We start from the raw sequence: 320 nt of genomic DNA on the forward strand, positions 1-320 counted from the left end.
ACCACGACTGGAGCCACACCGAGATCGACGTCACCGACGCCCGGACCGCGGCCGCCATCCAGCAGGCGATCACCGCGTACGCCGCGGGCCCGCACGCCTCCGCCGCTGGCGACGTGGCCGGCCACACCATACGCGAGCTCGGCATCGTGGCCGGCAGCACCGCCCTGCGCCAGGGCAACCCCGGCCTGGTTACGCGGATCCTGGGCGGGTTCTGCCCCGGTACCGCGCTGGCCGGCAGGAGCGCCTCGGGCGCCGCCGCGCTCTCCGCAGTGAACGTCAACTACCTGGGTATCAACAACCACGACAAGCGCTTAAAGGCT

The 320-nt window shown here is 71.9% G+C and carries 1 protein-coding gene; it reads left to right on the forward strand.

From position 1 onward, the window contains the following. Positions 1 to 320, forward strand: a 320-nt coding sequence (locus UK12_RS42450; protein WP_045307211.1) for a hypothetical protein, incomplete at both ends; no start/stop codon positions are given.

Source organism: Saccharothrix sp. ST-888 (assembly GCF_000955975.1).
Lineage (GTDB): Bacteria > Actinomycetota > Actinomycetes > Streptomycetales > Streptomycetaceae > Kitasatospora.